General features: G+C 40.6%; 12 protein-coding genes and 2 pseudogenes (1 of these 14 cut by a window edge). 8 read left to right on the top strand and 6 right to left on the bottom strand.

Annotated features, from left to right (window positions below; genetic code table 11):
* Positions 1 to 192 precede the first annotated feature (192 nt).
* Positions 193 to 2,427 (bottom strand): catalase/peroxidase HPI, encoded by a 2,235-nt coding sequence (gene katG / locus QWY93_RS01590; protein ID WP_290246437.1) that lies wholly within the window; start codon positions 2,425 to 2,427, stop codon positions 193 to 195.
* Between the two features lie 556 nt (positions 2,428 to 2,983).
* Between katG and QWY93_RS01585 the strand changes: the two genes are divergently transcribed.
* Both QWY93_RS01585 and QWY93_RS01580 read left to right on the top strand, forming a co-directional pair.
* Positions 2,984 to 4,339, top strand: coding sequence for an alanine/glycine:cation symporter family protein (locus QWY93_RS01585; RefSeq protein WP_290246436.1), 1,356 nt, complete (start codon positions 2,984 to 2,986; stop codon positions 4,337 to 4,339).
* On the top strand, positions 4,336 to 5,469 hold the full coding sequence (locus QWY93_RS01580) for a glycerate kinase family protein (protein ID WP_290246435.1): 1,134 nt from the start codon (positions 4,336 to 4,338) through the stop codon (positions 5,467 to 5,469). Before QWY93_RS01585 ends, QWY93_RS01580 begins: the two co-directional genes overlap by 4 nt.
* Before the next feature lie 231 nt (positions 5,470 to 5,700).
* Here QWY93_RS01580 and QWY93_RS01575 read toward each other — a convergent pair whose 3' ends face one another.
* The 3 genes from QWY93_RS01575 to QWY93_RS01565 form a co-directional block, all read right to left on the bottom strand.
* Positions 5,701 to 6,009: a hypothetical protein gene (locus QWY93_RS01575; protein ID WP_290246434.1), complete on the bottom strand. Its 309-nt coding sequence runs from the start codon at positions 6,007 to 6,009 to the stop codon at positions 5,701 to 5,703.
* Positions 6,010 to 6,207: 198 nt separating this feature from the next.
* Entirely contained in the window at positions 6,208 to 7,236 is a 1,029-nt protein-coding gene (locus QWY93_RS01570; protein WP_290246433.1) for a pirin family protein, read from the bottom strand.
* 127 nt (positions 7,237 to 7,363) lie between these two features.
* On the bottom strand, positions 7,364 to 8,410 hold the full coding sequence (locus QWY93_RS01565) for an NAD(P)H-quinone oxidoreductase (RefSeq protein WP_353959609.1): 1,047 nt from the start codon (positions 8,408 to 8,410) through the stop codon (positions 7,364 to 7,366).
* Between the two features lie 311 nt (positions 8,411 to 8,721).
* Here QWY93_RS01565 and QWY93_RS01560 point away from each other — a divergent pair, with 311 nt between their 5' ends.
* Both QWY93_RS01560 and QWY93_RS01555 read left to right on the top strand, forming a co-directional pair.
* On the top strand, positions 8,722 to 9,642 hold the full coding sequence (locus QWY93_RS01560; protein WP_290246175.1) for an IS1595 family transposase: 921 nt from the start codon (positions 8,722 to 8,724) through the stop codon (positions 9,640 to 9,642).
* A gap of 154 nt (positions 9,643 to 9,796) precedes the next feature.
* Positions 9,797 to 12,008: pseudogene (locus QWY93_RS01555) on the top strand (sodium-translocating pyrophosphatase).
* Between the two features lie 198 nt (positions 12,009 to 12,206).
* On the opposite strand, the gene QWY93_RS01550 reads toward QWY93_RS01555, so the two are convergent.
* Positions 12,207 to 12,731, bottom strand: a complete 525-nt coding sequence (locus QWY93_RS01550; protein ID WP_353959608.1) for a TlpA family protein disulfide reductase — start codon at positions 12,729 to 12,731, stop codon at positions 12,207 to 12,209.
* 182 nt (positions 12,732 to 12,913) lie between these two features.
* Between QWY93_RS01550 and QWY93_RS01545 the strand changes: the two are divergent.
* A pseudogene (locus tag QWY93_RS01545) lies at positions 12,914 to 15,157 on the top strand (Tex family protein).
* 95 nt (positions 15,158 to 15,252) lie between these two features.
* On the opposite strand, the gene QWY93_RS01540 reads toward QWY93_RS01545, so the two are convergent.
* Positions 15,253 to 17,577 carry a TonB-dependent receptor gene (locus QWY93_RS01540; RefSeq protein ID WP_290246432.1) on the bottom strand — a complete coding sequence of 775 codons (2,325 nt, stop codon included), beginning with the start codon at positions 17,575 to 17,577 and terminating at the stop codon, positions 15,253 to 15,255.
* A 266-nt stretch (positions 17,578 to 17,843) separates the two neighbouring features.
* Between QWY93_RS01540 and QWY93_RS01535 the strand changes: the two genes are divergently transcribed.
* The 3 genes from QWY93_RS01535 to QWY93_RS01525 all read left to right on the top strand — a co-directional run.
* Positions 17,844 to 18,101, top strand: coding sequence for an early set domain-containing protein (locus QWY93_RS01535; RefSeq protein ID WP_290246431.1), 258 nt, complete (start codon positions 17,844 to 17,846; stop codon positions 18,099 to 18,101).
* Positions 18,102 to 18,112: 11 nt separating this feature from the next.
* Positions 18,113 to 18,880 (top strand): XRE family transcriptional regulator, encoded by a 768-nt coding sequence (locus tag QWY93_RS01530; RefSeq protein ID WP_290246430.1) that lies wholly within the window; start codon positions 18,113 to 18,115, stop codon positions 18,878 to 18,880.
* A gap of 152 nt (positions 18,881 to 19,032) precedes the next feature.
* Positions 19,033 to 19,146 carry the 5' portion of a VOC family protein gene (locus QWY93_RS01525; protein WP_290246429.1) on the top strand. The gene runs 258 nt beyond the window's last position, so 114 of the gene's 372 nt are visible here — the first part of the coding sequence; it begins with the start codon at positions 19,033 to 19,035; its stop codon lies beyond the right edge, outside the window.

The raw sequence follows: 19,146 nt of genomic DNA, 5'->3' as shown, positions 1-19,146 counted from the left end.
ATTGATCAATATTATCCAAAATTAGATGGTAAAGAAAAAGGTGATACTTTTCAGCATCACCTTTTTTTGCTTTCAATGGGAGTTCTCTACCTTTTGATGAAAAATAAAATTTTTATCAAAAAGATTATTTCCATTAAAATTCGAGTTAATCCAAATAAAATTGTCCGCTGAGGCGGATTCATGGACACCTTTCTACTTTTTCAAATCAAAGCGATCTAAATTCATTACCTTTTCCCAAGCTGCCACAAAGTCCTTAACGAATTTCTCCTGGCTGTCTGCGCAGGCATAGACTTCAGCAACTGCCCTTAATTCGGAATTGGAGCCAAAGATCAGGTCCGCACGGGTCCCGGTCCATTTGGCCTTACCTGTTTTGCGGTCACTGCCTTCAAAGATTTCTTTGTCGTCCGAAATAGGTTTCCAGGAAGTGCCCATATCAAGCAGGTTGACAAAGAAGTCATTGGTCAGTTTGCCTGGTTTGTCGGTAAATACTCCGTGCTTGGAACCATCATAATTAGTTCCCAATACCCTCATGCCACCAATCAGGACCGTCATTTCCGGAGCAGTAAGTGTCAACAGTTGAGCTTTATCTACAAGCAATTCTTCTGTAGAAACATCGAATTTGGTATTTCGATAATTCCGGAAACCATCTGCCACAGGCTCCAAATAGGTGAAAGTTTCCACTTCAGTTAATTCCTCAGAGGCATCCATTCTCCCTGGACTGAAAGGAACTTTTATATTATGACCTGCATCTTTGATGGCTTTTTCCAATCCTGTACCACCTGCAAGAACTATTAAATCTGCCAAAGAAACTTTTTTTCCATCGGATTGGGCATTATTGAATTCTTTTTGAATACCCTCAAGTTTATTCAAAATTTTGGCCAGTTGTTCTGGCTTGTTGACTTCCCAATCTTTTTGAGGTTCTAAACGGATTCGGGCACCATTGGCTCCTCCTCTTTTATCAGACCCCCTGAAGGTGGAAGCAGAAGACCAGGCGGTATAAATCAACTCGGATACTGATAACCCGGTCTCCAAAATTTTGCCTTTTAGATCCGCAATATCCTTTTCCTCGATCAACTTGTGGTCAACCTCCGGAATTGGGTCCTGCCAGATTAAATCTTCATCAGGAACCTCTGGTCCAAGGTAACGAACCTTTGGTCCCATATCCCGGTGAACCAATTTGAACCAGGCCCGGGCAAAAGCATCTGCAAACTCATCCGGATTTTCGTAAAATCTACGGGAAATCTTTTCGTATTCCGGATCCATGCGCAAAGCAAGGTCTGTGATCAACATGGTTGGTTTATGCTTCTTATTGGGATCGTAGGCATCAGGAATGGTAGCTTCAGCATCTTTGGCGACAAACTGCTTAGCACCCGCAGGACTTTTGGCCATTTCCCACTCGTAGGAAAAAAGGTTTTTAAAGAAGTTGTTGCTCCACTCTGTAGGGGTTTGAGTCCAAATCACTTCAGGTCCACCTGTGATGGCATCGGGGCCTTTTCCTGTATTATAGGTGTTTTTCCAACCTAACCCTTGTTCCTCAATTGGGGCTGCTTCAGGTTCTGGGCCTATGTATTTATCAGGATTGGCTGCTCCATGGGTTTTCCCAAAAGAGTGACCACCAGCAATAAGAGCAACTGTTTCCTCATCATTCATGGCCATGCGGCCAAAGGTTTCCCTAATATCGGTAGCAGCAGATAATGGATCCCCATTGCCATTGGGCCCTTCCGGGTCCACATATATTAATCCCATCACTACCGCTGCTAGTGGATCTTCCAGGTCACGTTTTCCGGAATATCTTTTATCCTCCAGCCATTTGGTCTCAGAACCCCAGTACACATCTTCCTCAGGCTCATAAACATCTTCCCGGCCCCCTCCAAAGCCAAAAGTTTTGAAACCCATAGATTCCAAAGCAACATTACCGGCCAGGATCATCAAGTCCGCCCAGGATATTTTTTTACCATATTTCTGTTTGATAGGCCAGAGCAGCCTACGGGCTTTATCCAAACTGGCATTATCCGGCCAACTGTTGATAGGGGCAAAGCGTTGTTGTCCTGCACCAGCTCCACCACGGCCGTCGCCAATCCTATAGGTCCCGGCACTGTGCCAGGCCATCCGGATGAAAAGCCCGCCATAATGGCCAAAATCAGCCGGCCACCAGTCCTGGGAGTCGGTCATCAAATTATGGAGGTCTTTTTTTAGGGCTTTATAATCTATGCTTTTGAAAGCTTCTGCATAATTAAAATCCTCACCCATAGGGTTAGATAATGGAGAGTTTTGCCTAAGGATTTTGAGATTTAACCGATTAGGCCACCAGTCTTGGTTTTGCATCCCCCCTCCAGCAGCCTTTTTAGGTGGGGTTCCGGAAAAAGGGCATTTACTTGCCCGGTTAACATCATAAGAATTGGATTGTTGATTTGGGTTATTTTCCATTTTTTGAGATTGGTTTATTGTTCATACAAATTATCTAAATCTGAAATGTGGATCCTTGGATAATTCAAATCTGATATCCTATTAATTTAAAGATTTATGATCATTTCACCAATTAATTGAATCCTTTGAATATCATCCTGAGCCATTAATATGGTTATTTCATAACCCAGACATTTTCAAAATGATGTACCGGAAAGGGAATTCTGTCTTTACATATGAAAAATCAGTTAATTTTATGTGTGTTTTCATTCCCTAAAACGGTTAGGGGTTCAAAAAAAAAATGGAAATGCTTACCCTAAGTTAATTTCCTTTGTACATCGTAAAATGTACCCATAAACTGTTAAGAAATTCTCCCAAATACCATAAACCTCCTTTTCTTCCCGATTTTTTCAATGACAGTTTGCATATTTTTTTATAGCTTGAACCGGAAAAAATAAAGAAACTAAATTTTTGGAAGCCGGGTATCTTTTTACCGGCTTCTGCTTTAATAGAACAGTCAGGAAAAAAAAGGCGGAAAACCTTTTCATCAGCCCATGTTCCTGCAACCTCGAGATTTATGGGAGATTTGATCATTGATTTTAGTAATTGGATTTGGGGCCAACCTTTATTGTACCTTCTAATGGGAGGTGGCTCTTTATTGTTTTTATATTCCGGCTTTTTGCCCTTTACAAAATTTGGGCACGCATTAAGGATAGCTGGGGGGAAGTTTGATGATCCAAATGCCATTGGGGATATCACCTCCTTGCAAGCCCTATCCTCAGCAGTTGCTGCCACCGTTGGACTGGGGAATATCAGTGGGGTTGCTCTGGCTATCAGTACAGGAGGCCCGGGTGCCATATTTTGGATGTGGGTTTCTGCATTTGTCGGCATGGCTACCAAATATTTTACCTGTACCCTGGCCCTTATGTACCGTGGCAAAGACAGTTCTGGGCATTTACAAGGAGGGCCGATGTATGTGATAGAAGAGGGCATGGGTAAAAAATGGAAACCATTAGCGGTTATCTTTTGCCTGGCCGGGATTATGGGACTTTTGGCTATATTTCAGGCCAATCAATTGACAGATGTGATCAGGGTCGTGATGTTGAAACCTTATGGCCTGGATAAAGGAAACCTTACTAGGTGGATCCTTGGAGTTTCCATGATGGTTTTGGTGGCCGTTGTAATCTTGGGGGGGATCAAAAGGATTGCTTCAGTGGCCTCCAGACTCGTTCCATTTATGGTAACCTTATACTTTGTAAGTGTTTTGATTATCCTTTTCAAATTCAATGATCAGGTGATTTCATCCCTTTTATTTATCATAGAAGATGCTTTTACCGGTAAAGCAGTGATGGGTGGGGCTGTGGGAGCGGTAATTGTCACCGGAGCCAGAAGAGCTGCCTTTTCCAACGAGGCAGGAATTGGTACGGCCCCTATGGTCCATGGGGCATCCAAAAATTCAGAACCAGTGAGGGAAGGTTTGATTGCCATGTTGGGGCCATTTATTGATACCATAATAGTATGTACTTTGACGGCTTTGACCATAATGGTTACCGGAGTCTGGCAAAGTGGGGAAAAGGACGGTGTGCTGATGACTCTTTCTGCATTTGAAAGTGGTATTCCCGGGGCTGGAAAATATTTCCTTATGGTTGCTGTACTGGTTTTTGCTCTTTCTACCATGTTTACCTATTCCTATTACGGACACAAATGCTTCGGCTATTTGTTTGGCGCCAACAGGGCAGATTATTATAATTATTTCTACCTGATTACCATAGTGGGTGGAGCAGTAGTTTCATTAAAAGTGGTGATGAGTTTTGTGGATGGAATGTATGCCATCATGGCTTTTCCCACGATGATATCCGCTTTGTATTTGGCTCCCAAGGTCAGGGATGCCACAAAAGATTATTTTTGGAGAATGAAAAATCTGAAAAAATGAAAATCCTGGTAGCACCCAATGCTTTCAAAGGAACCATTGAGGCAGACCAGGCTGCAATTATTATCCAAAAAGCCATTGAATCTGCAATTCCTGATGCCCAAACAAACTTAGCCCCTATAGCTGATGGGGGAGATGGTACCTGTGATTTGCTAGCCAGTTCCCTGTGTGTACAGTCTTTGGAAATTATTGCATTGAATGCAATTGGAAAGCCTGTTACCGGGAAAGTGTATTTTGACACGGGTAAAAAAGTTGCCTATTTGGATGTTTCTACGGTATCAGGGATAAAATGGCTTGAAGCTTATGAACGGGATGCAAAGGTGACGAGCAGTTATGGTACAGGGGAATTGATTAAAAAACTGAGTGAATTAGGAATAAACCATATCGTTTTGGGGCTAGGGGGAAGTGCTTCGGTGGATATGGGAACAGGGATTCTTAGGGCTTTGGGATTTCTTTTTTTGGACCAAAATGGAAGGGAAATTCCCCAATTTAGTCTAGGTTTTTTATCCCGGATTGCCCACATACAAAGGCCTCCAAGAAACTATAAACTAAGTTTTACTTGCCTCTGTGATGTCAATAATTACTTTTTTGGGGAAAAGGGAGCCATACCAGTTTTTGGCCCACAAAAAGGATTATTGGAAGATGATTTAAAGGAATTTGAAAAGGGTTCAATAAGGGTTTTCGAATTGCTGAAAAAGAAATCTATTCGGAAGCTAGCTGATCAACCAGGTTTTGGAGCGGCTGGAGGAATTGCCCTGGGCTTGAGTGCCTTTTTTCCCGTGGAGGTATTCCCTGGAGCAACCTACTTTTTTGAACAGGTCCATATGGAAGCAAAAATAAAAGAAGCGGATTTGGTGATTACAGGGGAAGGCCATTTTGATGCCCAATCAGCTGCTGGAAAAGGCCCATTTGAATTGTTACAGTTGGCCAAAAAATGTAATAAAAAAACAATTTTAATAACATCCGGTGAAGAGGGAAAAGAAAGTGGTTTTTATAAAGTGATCACATTACCTGCATTGAAAGAGGGCCAGGGAAATATTAAAAAGGAAGCGGAAAATAATTTAGAGCAAAAAGTAAAGGCATTTTTTAAGGGGGGGCATTCAAAAAAAATTGAATGCCAAAATAAAAATTAAAGAGGAATCCTATGGATTCCCCTTTAGAGATTTGATTTGACTCTGGTTCAAATTCTGGGTTTATTCGGCGTCAATAGTCAAAGAATAAATGCCTTTATCCTTACTTAGGTCTTCACCATTAGCTTTTATTTCTGTAAAGGGATGACTGGTACAGCCTTCTTCCACCACTTTTTCCGCCACAATATTCAAGTTAATGGTAGTTTCTTCTGAAATCTCCAGGAAAAATTCATCTTATTCTGCCAGGCTTTCTTCAGAAAGGGATAAACTTTCAATATAGGAAGGGCCTTCCTCCTGAGTTTGGAAGTTAAATTCCACCTCCTCTTCATTTTCATCTATATTGATAAAATAAATTCGAATGTTTTCAGGGTTAAAGGCAGGTTCTTCACCTCCATAAATATCTTCCCCGTCAACATTTATCAAGGTCAATTTGAAAGACTCAGGAGGAGAAAAGCATTCATCCTCATTTTCACAGGAAACTAAAGTAGTTGCCACAATTCCAGTTAATAAAAAGGAAAAAAGATTTTTAAATGTAAATTTCATGATAAAGTATTTCTTTTTGTAAATGAAAAAAATGGTGGCGCGCTCACTGAAAACCAGACGGGGAATATGGAAGGAGTGTCACAACATGTATGAAATTATTTGAAAAAAAATTAAATTTTAAATTGTATTTTGCTGGTTGTCAGCAATAAAAAATCCCTTGGGAAACTTTTGCCAAGGGATGTTATTGAAATGGATGGATTAACCTTTTTCCTCTACTTTACCATTAGCATGCTTTGCAAACCGACCTTTTTCTTTGGGGTGGGTAGGTTCATTATTGGGCCAGGGCCAACCTCCAAATTGGGTGTTTTGAAAATCCCGAATGGCTTCATAAATCTCATCCATATTATTCATAACAAAGGGGCCATGTTGAACTACAGGTTCACCAATTGGTTTGCCTTGCAAGAATAACAATTCCGCAGGTTCCTCTCCATTGACAAAGCTGATAGCTTTGTCCCCTTGTAAATCAATAGAATGCCCTTCCGGAATTTCGTAACCCTCAGTATTGAGCTTGTCCCCTTTATAGAAAAACAAACTTCTATTGGCTTCTTTTACAGCTGCTGGCAAGGTCCATTTTGCATATGGTTCCACCTTGATGGTCCAGATGGCTACATGGTTTTCAGGGTCAGCAGCCCAAGAATCCGGATTAGGAGGGAGGGCCTGGGTTTCGCCAATTTTCCCAGCCACCACTTTTATCTTTGTTTTCCTTCCTTCTTCATCCGTAATGGTATGTACTGGAATATCTTCTGCCCATAACATTTTGAAATGGGGAGAGACATTCTTGCTAGCTTTGGGCAAATTGAGCCAAAGTTGGAAAAGCAATAATGGATTTTCTTTGTCCTGGTTCAACAAAGGAAACATCTCACTATGCATCACACCCTTTCCAGCAGTCATCCATTGCACATCTCCCTGTCCAAACCTACCAGCGGCTCCAAGAGAATCGGAATGGTCTGCCAATCCTTTTTCCACCAAAGTCACCGTTTCAAAACCTTTATGTGGGTGGGCTGGGAACCCCGGAACTTTGGAGCCATGATACATTCGCCAACCATCTTTAATGGTGAAATCCTGACCAATATTCCTGCCTTCCAAGGAAGCTTTGGGGCCCAGGTTTTCATTGCCCTCAGGGTATTGGTCCAAATGGTAGGCACAAAACAAAAATGGGTCCTGGGTTTGCCATTGGAAACCTAATTGCCTGATCTTTTTTATGGCTTCATTTTGGGAATTGTTCATGATAAAGTCCTTTTTTTAATTTATATGTATATACATGTATTTTAGTGAAAAGGTTTCACAAAGTTGATTTTTTTGGATTATTTCAGTTTTTATTTATTGTTCTTCCCCAGAAAAGTGGAAACCTTTTTTAAACCTCCTCCGGAACCTGCAAAAGGATTTTGCCAATATGCCTGCTGCTTTCCATCAGTTCATGGGCCTTTGCGGCCTCTTGTAGGGGAAAGGTCTTATAAATGATGGGCTTGATTTTTTCCGGGAAAAATGGCCAAACTTGGTTTTTTAAGTTTTGGGCTATTTTGGCTTTATACGCCACTGGCTTTGCCCTAAGGGTGCTTCCAGTCAGTACAAGCTGCTTTTTCATGATTTGAAGTAAATCCACTTCCCCTATTTTTCCTTTCATGGAATTGATCATGACCAACCGCCCTTTTGGGCGTAGGATCCTGATATTTTTGGCTGCATATGAACCACCGATCATATCCAGGATAATATCCACTCCATCATTGCCTGTTGCCTTGAGAATTTCTTCTTCATAGTCTTCCTCTTGGTAATTGATAGCTTTTTCCGCTCCCAGTTTTTCACAAAAATTACATTTCTCCTTTGTTCCCGCAGTAACAAAAACTTTTCCTCCAAGGGCTTTGATCATCTGAATGGCTGTTACCCCAATCCCGCTGCTTCCTCCATGGACCAAAACGGTTTCCCCGTTTTGGAAATCGGCTATATCAAATATATTATTCCAAACAGTAAAAAAGGTTTCCGGCAATGCAGCAGCATCTATTAGGGAAACCCCACCAGGAATGGGAAGGCATTGCTCTGCAGGTGCCTGGACATATTCTGCATAGCCTCCTCCCGCAATCAGTGCACAGACCTCATCTCCTAATTTCCATTTATTCACTCCATCCCCTATGGCGGTGATGGTCCCGGAAACTTCCAAACCAGGAATATCGGCAGGAACTCCGGGAGGAGCAGGGTAATACCCTTTCCTTTGAATGACATCAGGTCTGTTTATGCCCGCAGCTTTGACTTTAATCAAGACTTCTCCTGGCAGGGGTTTGGGGACAGGCTTTTCCTGAATTTGTAAAACTTCGGGTTTCCTGGCTGAGAAATAACTATGGCTTTCATAATATCTGTTTCTTAAAACGATAAAGTTAGGTTTTGAAAGATAAAGTTCAAACTGCATCAAGGGTTGATCATTAAGAGGCCGTTCAAAAGAAAAGATAAAGGTTAACCTTCCTTAACTTTTTTGTGAGTCGCTTTAAAAAAACAGACTCTTTTATTTTAAAGCAACTCTTTTGAATCAAGTACATATTTAATAATAAAAAGCCCCATTAATTGGTATCTATTCAATTGAAATTAAATAATTTTTATTATTATATATGTATATCCGCAATGACACCAGTAGCCAAATAAATTAAAAGTGACAGTTAGTGTCAATAGCTTTAGTTAAGTTATTACTCTGTATAAATTGGGTCAAAATAAACGGTTTTGACCATGAATATAATCAACTTCATTAATCGGTTTCCTGACGAGTCTTCCTGTATTAAGTTCATTAGAGAACAAAGGACAAAATCGGGCATCATTTGCAAACGGTGCAGCTGTAACCGTCATTATTGGCTTGAAAACAAGAAGTCCTTTCAATGTGCTTCATGTGGGTTCAGGACCAGCATCAAGAGTGGTACTGTTATGGAAAACAGCAACCTTCCAATTAGGACCTGGCTGCTGGCCATGACCTTCATAACCGCCACTAAGAAGAGCTTCAGTGCCTCAGAGCTACAAAGGCAGCTTGGGATGAAGCGGTATGAACCTGTTTTCAGGATGTACCATAAACTCAGGAAGGTCATGGGACAACGCGATGATATCTATAGGCTTGAGGATATGGTAGAATATGATGAGGCCTTTGTAGGAAAAGCCACCAAAGCCAAATCCCAAAACAAGCTCAAAAGAGGCAGGGGCAGTCAAAAACAGTCCATTGTAGCGGTAATGGCCGAATCGACAGTTTTAGAAAACCCTGAATCCGGAAAGCTTGAAAAGAGCTGTAGATATTTTAAAATGAAGAAGATAAAGAACTTAGAGGCAAAAACAGCCCAAGGTCTGGTCAAAGAATTCATTGATCAGGACTCAGTGCTTCAAACAGATAAGAGTACCACCTTCTCAGATCTGGGTGACTGTATTGAGGTTCATGTCAGAGAGGTCTCTGGAACTGATAAAGGCCATTTTAACCTCAAATGGGTTCATATAGCCATAAGTAATTTAAAGAAACAGCTGCAGACATACCATATGATAAGTGAAAGGATGATGCAAAACTATCTTGATGAGTTTAGTTATAAGCTCAACAGAAAATATTTCGGTCAAAAACTTTTTGACCGGCTCATTATTGCTTCCATTTATCCTTACTGGCATGATTGCGGATAATCATATTATTATATAATGTTTTAATGGTTTAGGATGTTTTTGAGGGATTATATGGTTAATCCCGGTAAAACAGATGGTTTATAATTAATTGTTTCGTAGTTGAATAATAATATATTTGTTAGGGTATGAACCGAATAAAAATCACTGACTGTTTATGGAAAATTTGATATACGTTGTCCCTGCACTGGGGATATTGGGTTTAATCGTAATGGCCTTCAAATCGGCCTGGGTCAATAACCAGCCAAAAGGAGAGGAGACCATGGTTGAATTATCCCACCACATTGCCAAAGGGGCCATGGCATTTTTAAAATCCGAATGGAAAGTTCTTTTTTACTTTGTGGTCATTGCCGGATTAATATTGGCCTGGTCAGGTACTCTTGTTGAAAATTCCAGTCCGGTAATTGCAGTATCATTCGTTATAGGGGCTTTTTTATCTGCCTTTGCAGGTTTCATTGGAATGCGAATCGCCACCAAGGCTAATGTAAGGACCACTGAAGCTGCTAAGGGAAGTTTAAAACAAGCCCTTAAGGTTTCCTTTACTGGCGGATCAGTAATGGGCCTGGGGGTTGCCGGTTTGGCGGTCTTGGGGATGGGCTCTCTTTATTGTTTTTTATAATGTATATGTTCTTTCCACCAATGGAAATGTCAATGGTTTGGAAATGGAAAAAGCATTGGAAGTATTGGCAGGCTTTTCCCTTGGTGCAGAGTCCATTGCGCTTTTTGCCCGAGTAGGTGGGGGAATTTACACCAAAGCAGCTGATGTAGGGGCTGATTTGGTTGGGAAAGTGGAAGCAGGGATTCCAGAAGATGATGTGAGAAATCCTGCCACGATAGCAGATAATGTGGGGGACAATGTGGGAGATGTTGCAGGTATGGGTGCTGATCTTTTTGGTTCTTATGTGGCCACCATACTTGCTTCCATGGTATTAGGAAGAGAAATTGTTTCCAATGATCAAATGGGGGGAATTGCTCCCATTTTATTGCCATTGGTCATCGCCGGTCTGGGGTTGACTTTTTCTATTATTGGAACCCTGTTTGTTAAATAAAAAAATGAGGAAGATAGTGTTCAGGCTGCCTTAAATAAAGGAAATTGGATTTCTATAATTTTGACCGTTGCCGCTTCCTATTTTTTGATTGATTTTATGTTGCCCGAAGGAGAGTTGGTAATGCTGAGAAATGAATCTTATACCTTTACCAAAATGGGGATATTTGGGGCTGTTTTTATTGGATTGGTAGTGGGGGCCTGATGAGTGCAATTACAGAATATTATACGGCTATGGGCCGAAGACCGGTTAATAGTATTATAAAGCGTTCATCCACCGGCCATGCAACCAATATCATTGGTGGACTTTCAGTTGGAATGGAGTCCACTGGTTTACCAATTTTGGTTTTGGCCTCAGGGATATATGCTTCTTTTTTAAGTGCAGGCTTTATGGAGTTGCCATTGCAGCTGCCGGTATGATGGCCACCACTGCCATGCAGTTGGCCATTGATGCCTTTGGGCCGATTGCGGATAATGCAGGAGGAATTGCAGAAATGTCCGGTTGTGATAAAAAAGTCAGGGAAAGAACCGATATTCTGGATGCGGTCGGAAATACCACCGCTGCCACTGGTAAAGGATTTGCCATTGCTTCAGCTGCATTGACTGCCTTGGCTCTTTTTGCGGCCTATGTGGGGTTAGCTGGGATTAATTCTATTGATATTTATAAGGCGGATGTTTTGGCCGGTTTATTTGTAGGAGGCATGATCCCATTTATTTTTTCATCCTTAGCCATTGCGGCAGTGGGACGTGCTGCCATGGATATGGTCAATGAAGTCCGTAGGCAGTTCAGAGAAATTCCTGGAATAATGGAATACAAGACCAAGCCAGATTACAGCAAATGTGTGGAAATATCCACCAAAGCCTCCATACGGGAAATGATTGCTCCTGGAGCCATTGCCTTGCTTGTTCCTATTATTATTGGATTCAGTTTTGGCCCAGAAGTTTTGGGGGCTCCTTGGCAGGAATTACGGTATCAGGGGTTTTGATGGGAATTTTCCAAAACAATGCAGGTGGTGCCTGGGACAATGCCAAAAAATCCTTTGAAAAAGGGGTGGAGGTCAATGGTAAAATGGAATACAAAGGATCTGAGCCTCATAAGGCTTCCATCACAGGAGATACTGTTGGGGATCCTTTTAAAGATACCTCAGGACCTTCCATGAATATTTTGATCAAGTTAACCTCCATCGTTTCCCTGATCATTGCACCACATATTTCTAATCACGATGGCCATTCAATGGCCAAAGAAAATATGGACGAAAAAACGATTAAAATTGAAGCAGTTGATCAAAAGAAAAAAGTCGAAGAAGCCATGTTGATAGAATAAGGTTAATCGGTTAATTGCCCCCATTTCTTTGGAATGGGGGCTTTTTTAATTTAAGCCGTTTAATTTTTTACCGATAGTCAAAAATTTAGGTGAAGATGAAAATTCAACATTGATCCGTGGCTTAGGTGTTTGTCGGACCCTGGTGGGCTTACAATTTAAAGCTTGGTCAAAAACTCCCTGAATTCCACGGTATCAAAATTACTCATGCCTTCCCTGTAAAAAAACAATCTTTCCTTCCTTATTGACCACGAGGGTGGTGGGAATGGATTGACTATGTAATGATGGGGATATCCTACCAATTGCCTGGAAAACTGGAAAGCCGAAACCCTCAGCATCCACATATTTTTCGCTCTTATTGAAATCATCATCCAAAGCCAACATCAAAAATTCTAAATTTTCTTGGTCTTTTACCTTTTCATAAAGGGAAGCAATATGGGGCATTTCAGCCCGGCAGGGAGCACACCAAGTTGCCCAAAGATTTATAAATAAGGTCTTTCCTTTATAATCCTTTAAATCAATGAGTTTTCCATTCCTATCTTTGAGTTGGCCTTGATAAATGAAACCGTGATTGGCCTTTTCATTTTTATCAGTATCTGGGTTAAAAAGACGGTGGACAAAATCACCGATTGGATTGTTCCTGCAATGGGGGTAATCCATCCTGTGAAATACAAAATTCCAAGAATGCCCAACATTATACCCCAACTTTTTAATTCCTTTTTCCAATTTACCATATTTGAGCAGTTTACCCTTTGAACTTTTTTATGCTCCTTTTGAGATATCAAAGTTATATTTTGATTTACAAAACCTTAGTGACAATGGTTACAATAAAATCAAAATCCTTTCAGAAAACTGTACGATAAACTTTAAATTGCAAATCTGATTTTAGAAGTCCTTATTTAAAGTTTATGAATATCAATCATTATTTAAAAATAGCTGAAGAGCTGAATGTCAGGCAAAAACAAGTGTCTGATACCATTGAGTTGTTGGATGGTGGGGCAACTGTTCCTTTTATATCCCGGTACCGGAAAGAAGTTACTGGTTCCTTGGATGAAGTGCAGGTAGCTGCCATAAGGGACCGAGTACAACAATTAAGGGACCTAGATAAAAGGAGGGAAGCGATCCTAAAATCCATCAAGGACCAGGAAAAACTGACTCCGGAGTTGGAGGATAAGATCAATGCGGCTGAAACCATGGCTGCTTTGGAAGATCTTTATTTGCCTTATAAACCAAAAAGAAGGACCAAAGCCACTATTGCCAGGGAAAAAGGCCTGGAACCTTTAGCTGAAAAAATATTTGAGCAGGAACCAATTGATTTACAAAAAGAGGCCGATGCATTTGTGGATGAAGAAAAAGAGGTGCCTGATGCGGAGGCCGCCTTGCAAGGGGCAAGGGATATTATTGCAGAATGGATCAATGAAAATGCGGAGTTAAGGAAAAAGATGAGGGATCTTTTCATTGAGGAAGGAAAGTTTGTTTCCAAAGTAATTCCCGGAAAGGAAGAGGAGGCCATTAAATATAAAGATTATTTTGACTGGTCAGAGGATATTAAAACTGCGCCATCCCACAGGGTTTTGGCTATGAGAAGGGGAGAAAAAGAATTGTTCCTGATGTTGGACAGTTGTCCAGAAGAAGTGGATGCTTTGGCTTTGATGGAAGGATTAGTGGTCAAAGGAAACAATACCTGTACAGAACAAGTGAAATTGTCCATAAAAGATTGCTATAAAAGGTTGTTGAAACCTTCAATGGAGACCGAAGTCCGCCTTTATACCAAAAAGAAAGCAGACGAGGAAGCCATCAAAGTATTTACTGAGAATCTTCGCCAACTATTGTTAGGGGCTCCATTGGGAGAAAAATCAGTGATGGCCATTGATCCAGGGTTTAGGACAGGCTGTAAATTGGTTTGTTTGGGGCCACAAGGACAATTGCTGCATTATGACGCCATTTTTCCACATGAACCCCAAAGGAAAGTGGCTGAATCCGGAGCATTGGTTAAGCATTTGGTGGAAAAACACCAGGTTAATGCCATTGCCATTGGAAATGGAACCGCCGGCCGGGAAACAGAGCAGTTTATTAAATCACTGGGCCTTCCAAAAGAAGTCCTGGTGGTAATGGTCAATGAAAGCGGAGCCTCCATTTATTCTGCATCAGAAGTGGCCAGGGAAGAATTTCCTGATCATGATTTGACCGTAAGAGGTGCAGTTTCCATTGGTAGAAGTTGATGGACCCATTGGCGGAGCTGGTGAAAATTGACCCCAAGTCAATCGGGGTAGGGCAGTATCAGCATGATGTAGATCAGACGGCTTTGAAGAATTCCTTGGATGACACAGTGATGAGTTGTGTGAATGGAGTAGGAGTGGAGGTCAATACTGCTTCTAAGCAGCTGTTGACATACGTATCCGGTTTGGGGCCATCTTTGGCCCAGAATATTGTCAATTACAGAAATGAAAATGGACCATTCAAAAGTAGGGAGGAAATCAAAAAAGTCCCCAGGCTGGGAGAAAAGGCCTATGAGCAAGCAGCAGGTTTCCTAAGAATCCAAAATGCGGAAAATCCATTGGACCGAAGTGCTGTCCACCCGGAAAGATACGAGCTGGTTCAAAAAATGGCCAAGGATATCCAGGCAGAAGTTGCGGATTTGATAAAAAGCCAGGAATTGCGGGGTAAAATCAGCCTGAAAAATTATGTTACTGATTCCGTAGGATTGCCTACTCTCCAGGATATTATGGAGGAATTAGCCAAACCGGGAAGAGATCCAAGGGAAACTTTTGAGGTATTCAGCTTCCAGGAAGGGGTCAATGAAATGAAGGACCTGAAAGTTGGTATGAAACTTCCGGGTATTATAACCAATATCACCATTTTGGAGCTTTTGTAGATGTTGGAGTTCATCAGGATGGGTTGGTGCATTTGAGCCATTTGGCAGACCGCTATGTGTCCGATCCCAACGAAGTGGTGACCGTAAATCAAAAAGTGGAAGTTACCGTTGTTGATGTGGATTTGAATCGAAAAAGGATTGGTTTGAGTATGAAATCAGATCCTTTTGCTGAAGAGGAAAAGGAAAACCACAGGGCAAAAGAAAAGCAAGGGAAAAGGAACCAGAAGGAGATTTAGCCGCCAAATTGGCCATGCTAAAAGGAAAGTTTAATGGTTAATCAAATAGTTAAAAAAAAACCCCCAAAAATGGGGGCTTTTTTATTAACTATTTATCTTTTTAGAAATTGAAAATGGAAAAAGAGGCATTGTTTGTTTAAAAATTATACCGGGCACTGAGCAATAAAATCCTGCTTTCCCTTTTGTAAACAAATTCCTGGGAAAAGGTGCTGGATTCATTGTACCCTGCAAATTGTCGGGTATTGAAAACATCTCTCAAACTCAAAGAAAGCATTCCTTTTTTATCAAAAAAGCCTCTTTTCAAACTGGCATCCACATTGTACCTGGCCAGGTCTCTACCCTGGGCTTCAATTTCCGGGGATTCATAATTTCCAACCCATTGGAGGCTAATATCATAAGGCAATTTGAAATCACTGGTCAATTTGCTGTTCCAGGAAAAGCCATTGTTTACAAATTCTTCCCCGAGATTTGACCCATCCACTTTGATCTGGAAAAGCGAAACACTTCCATTAATACTCCACCACTCAGTCAGGTCAGCAAGCCCAATTAGCTCCAATCCAAAAGCTTGGGCTGTATTTAGGTTATCGGGCTGCCTGTAGGTAATTCCATCCTCAATCATGGCTATATAATCCAATTGCCCGTCCACATGCCTGTAAAATATATTGGTGGTCAAGCTGGATTTTTCAAAATTGACCATATGGCCCAATTCCATGGAATGAATCAATTCAGGTTGAAGATTGGGGTTCCCGCGTCTTACATTCAGGGAGTCGGTAATATCCGGAAATGGATTCAATCTCCATGCGGTTGGCCGGTCAATTCTCCTGCTATAGGTGAATTTTATGGAATTCTTTTTATCTAATTTGTATAGGGCCTGCAAACTGGGGAACAGGTTTAGATATTTTTGGTTGTTTTCCTCATTGGTATTGTATAGCAGGCTGTTGACTATGGTCTGTTCTGCCCGGGTCCCTACCGAGATATCAAACTTTTCAGAACTTCTGGAGTAAATAAAATATGCCGCATAAATTTGATCCTCGTAAAGGAAATGGTTGCTGACATCCGAATCTTCCTGGAATGCACCATTTTCTAATTGATAAAACTTATAGTCATTATCGAATTTCCTCAAAGTAGTTTTAAGTCCCGATTCAAATTTTGAATTTTCATTGAAAGGGTGAATATAATCGGCCTGAATAACAGTTGTGTACCTTTTTTCATCAGTCGATGCTTTTTGTTGGCCATTTAAATTTTCAGGTAAAGCTTCCGAGGCATTTCTGTAAATATCAATTTCCTGGGTTTGGTACTGGTTTCGGTAGGAATTGCTGAGATTTACCCTAAATTTCCGGTCCTTATCCTCAAATGTCCTTTCATAAATCAGGGCATTGTCAATTCCTTTATCATCCTCAGATTCAATATTTCCCCTTACATACTCCAACTCAATGTCCTGAGTGTTATTGTCTTCTAACCTGGAGTACACCTGGTTGTTTTCTACTTCGTGACCAGTATTGAAAACGCCCTCATAGCTAATGATATTCTTACCAAAGAAATAATCTCCCCCAAAGTTAAAGTTGTGGTCATTACTTGTTTCTCTGTAGTCCCCCTCTTGAAAGAGGGTTTCTTCGTCCGCAAAAATTTCCCTTCTGGTTTCACTTTGGCCTATCCTTTTCCAGTTTCTAAAATTATAACCGCCATATATATTAAATGCTGAGGAACGATGGTTGATTCTTGCACCTGTATTAAGCCGGTTTCTGGTGCCATAAGTCAATTCCACCCCCCCATGTGTTCCCAGGTCATCCCCTCTTTTTAGGATAATATTGATTACGCCCCCTTCAGCCTCAGCATCATAACGCGCATTCGGATTATTAATAATCTTAATTTGATCAATGGCACTGGCCGGAAGTTGATCCAGATTTTGTGTTAATGAAGAGTTTCGCCCATTGATCAAAATATTGGTGCCGGAACTTCCCCTTAATGAAATGGAACCATCATCGGAAACCGTAACGGAGGGTGTATTACGCAATATGTCCAAAAGTGTACCTCCCATATTAGAAAGGTTGTTACTGGGATTGATGACGATTCCTTCTACATCTGTTCGCATGGGAATACTTTGGGATTGGACCACTACTGCTTCCAAATCCTGATTTTCGGATGTTAGAGTCACATTACCTAGGTTCTTGTTATTATCAAGAGAAATATTGGGAATCAATTTATTTTGGTAGCCTACCAAATAAAATCTTAAATCATAATTACCCTTTGGGGCTTTTAGGATGAAGGTTCCCTTTTCATCTGTTTGGGTAAAAGCCACGCTCTTTTCTTCATCTACCCTAAAAAGCGCTACTTGGGCAAAAAGTAATGGTTCTTTTGTTTCCCCATCAATGATTTTGCCATCAAGTTGAACTTGTTGGGCAAACCCTAAGCTGGGAAAAATAAAAGCCAAAATTAAAATAATTAAGTTTACTTGCTTCATCCTGAATATTGGTTTATAAAATAACCAACCAATATTAGGGGGTAAAGGTTTAGGTTGGAGGATGGTTTTGGATTAATGGGGAAATAGGCTGATTTGTGGTAGAAAAATAATAATGATCCTTTGGGTGAAAGCTGGTTAAATAAGTAGTTTTGTTTTTTTTGAGACAATTTGTGTCGTAAAAATGTTTGTTTTATGATCCTGTTTTTGTTTGTTTGGTAAACATTGTTACTTTAGTAACATCAAAGTTTATAAAAATAGCAATGTTTATGGAAAAGGCACCAAAAATTAGAATCGTTAGTAAACAATTGGCCTCTGGAAATCACCAGGTGAAATTTTTTGTAGAGGATGAAATGCGTCCCAGGTATGGTTATTTATTAGTTAAGGGTAACCGACTTGTAGGGGAGGTAATAGCTGAAATAAGGGAAAGAATGGAAATGATGGAGAAATCAACAATAGATCTTCACCGTTTTTCATTTAAAAATACCTGGCAAGATGACCACAATTTTTATCTCTACAGTGCCTAAACAAAATCGATATGTTATTGGGGAAAAATTTAAAATACCTTCGTAAATCAAAATCCATGACCCAGGAGATGTTGGCTGAGCGTTTGGGTATCAAAAGGACAATGATTTCTGCTTATGAAGATAACCGATCGGAACCGAAGTTGTCCACTTTAAAGATTTTATCTGAAATTTTTTCAGTTTCCCTGGATGAATTGCTCCAACATGATATACAGTCAAAAGGAAGGAAGGCCACCCAAAAAAAGGATATTAAGATCCTCACCGTTTCTCTGGATCAGGAGGAAAATGAGAATATAACCATGGTGGAGCATAAAGCATCTGCTGGTTACCTCAATGGTTTTGCAGATCCAGAATACATGCAAAAGTTACCTTCTTTTCATTTGCCCAATTTGTCCAAAAATGCCACTTACCGGGCTTTTGAAATCAACGGTGACAGTATGTTGCCACTGGTATCAGGAACCATAGTAATTGGGGCTTACGTGGAGCAATTGTCCGATATCAAAAGCGGAAAGACTTATATACTAATCACAGAATCAGAAGGTGTGGTTTATAAAAGAGTATTTAATTATCTGGAGGAAAATGGAAAATTATTTTTGGTGTCCGACAATGACTTGTATAAGCCTTATGAAGTTTTAGGGACTGATGTCCAGGAAATTTGGGAGGCCAAAGCATTTATTAGTACCGATTTTCCTAACCCCAAAGACAAAACCCAACCAACAACTTTGGAGGATATAGCGCAAATGATTGGAGAACTGAGGTCTCATATAGTGAAAACCAAATAATATTTTATTTCGCGGATGGGAAAAGGTGCTTTTAAATGCTGGAAAATTGTTTTAAATTATTCCTATTAATTCCCAGGAAAACTGTGATGGTATATTCTAGCCCTGCTTGGTTTGGCAGGAAATAAATCTTTATGGCTTAAAATAAAAGTCTCATGAAACTTGGCGTTTTTTCTGTGAGTCTTAATGTCAAAGACCTGAAAGCATCAAAATCCTTTTATGAAAAATTGGGTTTTACTGTTTTTGGTGGCGATATGTCCCAAAATTAC

Source organism: Echinicola jeungdonensis (assembly GCF_030409905.1).
GTDB classification, from domain to species: domain Bacteria; phylum Bacteroidota; class Bacteroidia; order Cytophagales; family Cyclobacteriaceae; genus Echinicola; species Echinicola jeungdonensis.
This window is presented reverse-complemented; position numbering and strand designations above follow the sequence as displayed.